This window comes from Stenotrophomonas sp. HMWF003, from assembly GCF_003061285.1.
GTDB lineage: Bacteria > Pseudomonadota > Gammaproteobacteria > Xanthomonadales > Xanthomonadaceae > Stenotrophomonas > Stenotrophomonas maltophilia_AP.
The window spans coordinates 20425-25142 of the sequence record NZ_QAIW01000346.1; the positions used below are offsets into that span (position 1 = coordinate 20425).

The window sequence follows — 4718 nt, forward strand, 5'->3', positions numbered from 1 at the left end:
AGGAGTTACCGCGATGCTGCCCTTGGTCGCCCTGGTTGGACGGCCGAATGTCGGCAAGTCCACGCTGTTCAATGCGTTTACCCGTACGCGCGACGCGCTGGTCCATGACCAGCCCGGCGTGACCCGGGACCGTAATTACGGTGTTTGTCGTCTTAACGAAGACCACCCGTTCCTGGTGGTCGATACCGGTGGTATCGCCGGTGAAGAAGAAGGCCTGGCTGGCGCTACCGCGCGTCAGGCCCGCGCTGCCGCCGCCGAGGCGGATCTGATCCTGTTCGTCGTCGATGCCCGTGAAGGCCCGATGGACGACGAGATCCTGTCCTGGCTGCGCAAGCTGGCGCGTCCGACGCTGCTGTTGATCAACAAGATCGACGGCATGAACGAAGACACCGTGCGGTCGGAGTTCGCCCGCTACGGCTTCGGCGAAATGCTGACCGTGTCGGCCGCGCACCGCCAGGGTCTTGACGATCTGCTGGACGAAGTCGTGGAGCGGCTGCCCGAAGAAGGCACCACCGAAACCCTCGACACCGATCCGAACCGCATCCGCATTGCCTTCGTGGGCCGCCCCAACGTGGGCAAGTCGACGCTGGTCAATCGCCTGCTGGGCGAAGAGCGCATGATCGCCTCCGAAGTGCCCGGTACCACCCGCGACTCGATCGCGGTGGACATGGAGCGCGACGGTCGCGAGTACCGCCTCATCGACACCGCCGGCCTGCGTCGCAAGGCGCGCGTTGAGGAGGTGGTCGAGAAGTTCAGCGTGATCAAGACGCTGCAGGCGATCGAGCAGTGCCAGGTGGCCGTGCTGATGCTGGACGCGTCCGAAGGCGTGACCGACCAGGACGCCAGCGTGCTGGGTGCGGTGCTCGATGCCGGCCGTGCGTTGGTGGTGGCCATCAACAAGTGGGATGGCCTGACCGACTATCAGCGCGAGCAGGCTGAAGCGCTGGTGTCGCGCAAGCTCGGTTTCGTGCCGTGGGCGGAAGTGGTGCGCATCTCGGCCAAGCATGGTTCGGGCCTGCGCGAGCTGTTCCGCTGCATCCACGCCGCGCATGCCTCGGCGACGCATGAGTTCAGCACCAGCGAGGTCAACAAGGCGCTGGAAGTGGCGTACGAGACCAACCCGCCGCCGGCGATCCGTGGTCACGTCTCCAAGCTGCGTTACGTGCATCCGGGCGGCTCCAACCCGCCGACCTTCATCGTGCACGGCACGCGCCTGAAGGACCTGCCGGAGTCGTACAAGCGCTACCTGGAGAACTTCTTCCGCAAGCGCTTCAAGCTGGTCGGTACCCCGGTGCAGTTCATCTTCCGCGAGGGCGTGAACCCCTACGAGGGCAAGAAGAACGTACTCACCGAGCGTCAGATCAAGCGCAAACGCCGCCTGATCAAGCACGTCAAGGGCAAGTGATCCACGAAGAGCCGGCGAAAGCCGGCTCTTTTCGTTGCGGTGCTGCCGGCTGCCGCGCACGCGCCACGGTAGTGCCGGCCGCTGGCCGGCAAATGCGCCAAACCCACCGCGTACGCGCCGGTGCGCGATAATCCCGGCATGAGCACGATCCCCGAACTCACCCCCGCCCAGGCCCGCGAGCGCGTCGCCCGTGGCGCGTTGCTCATCGACGTGCGCGAGGCGCACGAGCGCGCGGTCGGCATGGCCGAGGGCGCGCTGGGCATCGCCAAGGGTGAGCTGCTGGCATCGCCCTCGACGCACCTGCCCACCATTGATCGCGAGGTCGTGTTGATCTGCCAGAGCGGCCGGCGATCGCTGGACGCGGCAAGCGCGCTGGCCGATCTGGGCTACACGGGTCTGGCGTCCGTGGGCGGTGGTACCAACGCCTGGCGTGCCGACGGACTGCCCCTGGTGCAGCCGCTGCAGACCGACCCCGAGCGCGACTTCAACGCCCGCTACGCGCGCCACCTGCTGCTGCCGCAGGTGGGCGTGACCGGTCAGCAGACACTGCTGGCGTCGCGCGTGCTGGTGCTCGGTGCCGGTGGACTGGGGGCCCCCGCGGCCTTCTATCTGGCGGCGGCCGGGGTAGGGCACCTGCGTATCGCCGATGACGATGTGGTCGAGCGCAGCAACCTGCAGCGCCAGATCCTGCACACCGACGCCAGCGTCGGCATGCCCAAGGTGCTGTCGGCACGCGACCGCCTGCTGGCGCTCAATCCGCACCTGGATGTGGAGGCCGTGCAGGTGCGTGTCAGTGCCGACAACGTCGATGCACTGCTGGACGGGGTGGACGTGGTGCTGGACGGCTCGGACAACTTTCCGCTGCGCTACCTGCTCAACGATGCCTGCCTCCAGCACCGCATTCCGCTGGTGTATGGCGCGGTCGAGCGGTTCACGGGCCAGGTCAGCGTGTTCGATGCCGGCCGCCAGCGTGGCCAGGCCCCGTGCTACCGCTGCCTGTTCCCGGAGCCGCCGCCGCCGGAATTCGCGCCCAACTGTTCTGAAGCCGGCGTGCTGGGCGTGCTGCCGGGAATGGTCGGGCTGCTGCAGGCCACCGAGGTGCTCAAGCTGCTGCTGGGCATGGGCGAGCCGTTGGTCGGACGGCTGCTGAGTTTCGATGCACTGGGCATGCGTTTTCGTGAGACCCGCCTGCGCCCCGATCCGGCCTGTCCGCTGTGCGCGCCGGGGAAGGCGTTCCCGGGCTACATCGATTACGCGGCGTTCTGCAGCGGGCCGTAACGCCGAACGCCCTAAGTCGACCGCGTAGAGCCGGGCTCTGCCCGGCCGTTGCGCACATGGCCCCGCCGCGTAGCGCCGGGCTCTGCCCGGCTGCATTTCGCAGGTTGCCGGCCACCCGGGCAGAGCCCGGCGCTACGTGATTTCAGGACGATCCTCGTCGCCACCCGGCACATCGTTCTGTTTTCGGCACAATCATGCGCAACATGGATGCTATTGCCGCTCGGCGCTTTGCCCTATCGTTGAGTCCTCTATGTAGTCCGGGGAAACAACCGCATGGCGGTCGAAGCAGGTGCCAGTGAGCTGGTGAAAGTCGTGGCGCTGCTGGGTGCGGCGGTGGTGATGGTGCCGCTGTTCCGACGGCTGGGGTTGGGCTCGGTGCTGGGCTATTTCGCCGCCGGCCTGGCCATCGGCCCATTCGGCTTTGGCTGGTTCTCCGACCCGCAGGCGATCCTGCACACTGCCGAACTTGGCGTGGTGATGTTCCTGTTCGTGATCGGGCTGGAAATGCGGCCCTCGCACCTGTGGGGCCTGCGCAACGAGATCTTCGGCCTCGGCACGCTGCAGATCGTGGTCTGCGGCGCGGTGCTGACCGGTGTATGCATGCTGTTCGGGTTCCCGGTCAACGTGGCCTTCATCGGTGCCTTCGGCTTCGTACTCACGTCCACCGCGGTGGTGATGCAGCTGCTGGCCGAGCGCGGCGACATTGCGTTGCCGTCCGGGCAGAAGATCGTTTCGATCCTGCTGTTTGAAGACCTGCTGATCGTGCCGCTGCTGGCCGTGGTGGCCTTCATGGCTCCCGTGCAGGCCGATGCCGGGGCCAGCTCGCGCTGGCTCAGCGTAGGCATCGGTGCCGGCGCCATCGTCGGCCTGGTCCTGGTGGGCCGGTTCCTGCTCAACCCGTTGTTCCGCATCCTGGCCGCGGCCAAGGCGCGCGAAGTGATGACCGCCGCCGCACTGCTGGTGGTGCTGGGCGCGGCGCTGCTGATGCAGCTGGGTGGGCTGTCGATGGCGATGGGCGCCTTCCTGGCCGGCGTGCTGCTCAGCGAATCCACCTTCCGCCATCAGATCGAAGCGGACATCGAGCCGTTCCGCGGCATCCTGCTGGGGCTGTTCTTCCTCAGCGTGGGCATGGCGCTGGACCTCACCGTGGTGGCCAACAACTGGCCGTTGATCGTCTCGGGCGTGTTCGCGCTGATGCTCGCCAAGGGCGTGTGCATCTACATCGTGGCGCGCATCATGGGCAGCGACCACCGCCAGGCGCTCGACCGCGGCGTGGTGATGGCCCAGGGCGGCGAGTTCGCATTCGTGCTGTTTTCCGCGGCCGCAGCGGCCGGTGTGATCGGGGTGGAGGTCAACGCCAACCTGACCGCGATCGTGGTCCTGTCGATGGCACTCACGCCGCTGTTCGTGCTGCTGCACGACAAGCTGATGCCCGACCGCGAAGTGTCGCTGGATGGCGTTGAAGAAGCCGACGGCCTGTCCGGCAGCGTGTTGATGATCGGCTTCGGTCGCTTCGGCCAGGTGGCCAGCCAGTCGCTGCTGGCACGCGACGTGGACGTGACCATCATCGACAACGACGTGGACATGATCCACAACGCCGAGCGCTTCGGGTTCAAGATCTACTACGGCGATGGCACCCGCCTGGACGTGCTGCACGCTTCCGGTGCCGGCTCGGCGCGGGCCATTGCGGTGTGCGTCAACAATGCGCAGGACGCCGACCGCATCGTGGAACTGGTCACCCACCAGTTCCCGCAGGCCAAGCTGCTGGTGCGCTCGTTCGACCGCGAGCATTCGCTGCGGCTGATCCATGCCGGCGTGGATTACCAGATTCGCGAGACCTTCGAATCGGCGTTGCAGTTCGGCCAGGTCGCCTTGATGGAACTGGGCGCCGACCAGGACGATGCGCGCGAGATCGCCGAGCAGATCCGCGAGCGCGACGCCGAGCGCTTCGAGCTGGAAATGGCCGGCGGCAGCCTGCGCGCCGGGGCGCACATGGTGTTCGGTACGGCGCTGCCGGGCGTGCCCACGCCCACGC

General features: G+C 67.1%; 3 protein-coding genes. All 3 read left to right on the plus strand.

Annotated features, from left to right (window positions below; genetic code table 11):
• Nucleotides 1-13 precede the first annotated feature (13 nt).
• Nucleotides 14-1405 carry a ribosome biogenesis GTPase Der gene (gene der / locus DBR34_RS13990; RefSeq protein WP_128097246.1) on the plus strand — a complete coding sequence of 464 codons (1392 nt, stop codon included), beginning with the start codon at nucleotides 14-16 and terminating at the stop codon, nucleotides 1403-1405.
• A gap of 138 nt (nucleotides 1406-1543) precedes the next feature.
• Nucleotides 1544-2683 carry a molybdopterin-synthase adenylyltransferase MoeB gene (moeB, locus tag DBR34_RS13995; RefSeq protein WP_128097242.1) on the plus strand — a complete coding sequence of 380 codons (1140 nt, stop codon included), beginning with the start codon at nucleotides 1544-1546 and terminating at the stop codon, nucleotides 2681-2683.
• Between the two features lie 273 nt (nucleotides 2684-2956).
• A partial coding sequence (locus DBR34_RS14000) for a monovalent cation:proton antiporter-2 (CPA2) family protein (RefSeq protein WP_128097243.1) occupies nucleotides 2957-4718 on the plus strand: 1762 nt, incomplete at its 3' end.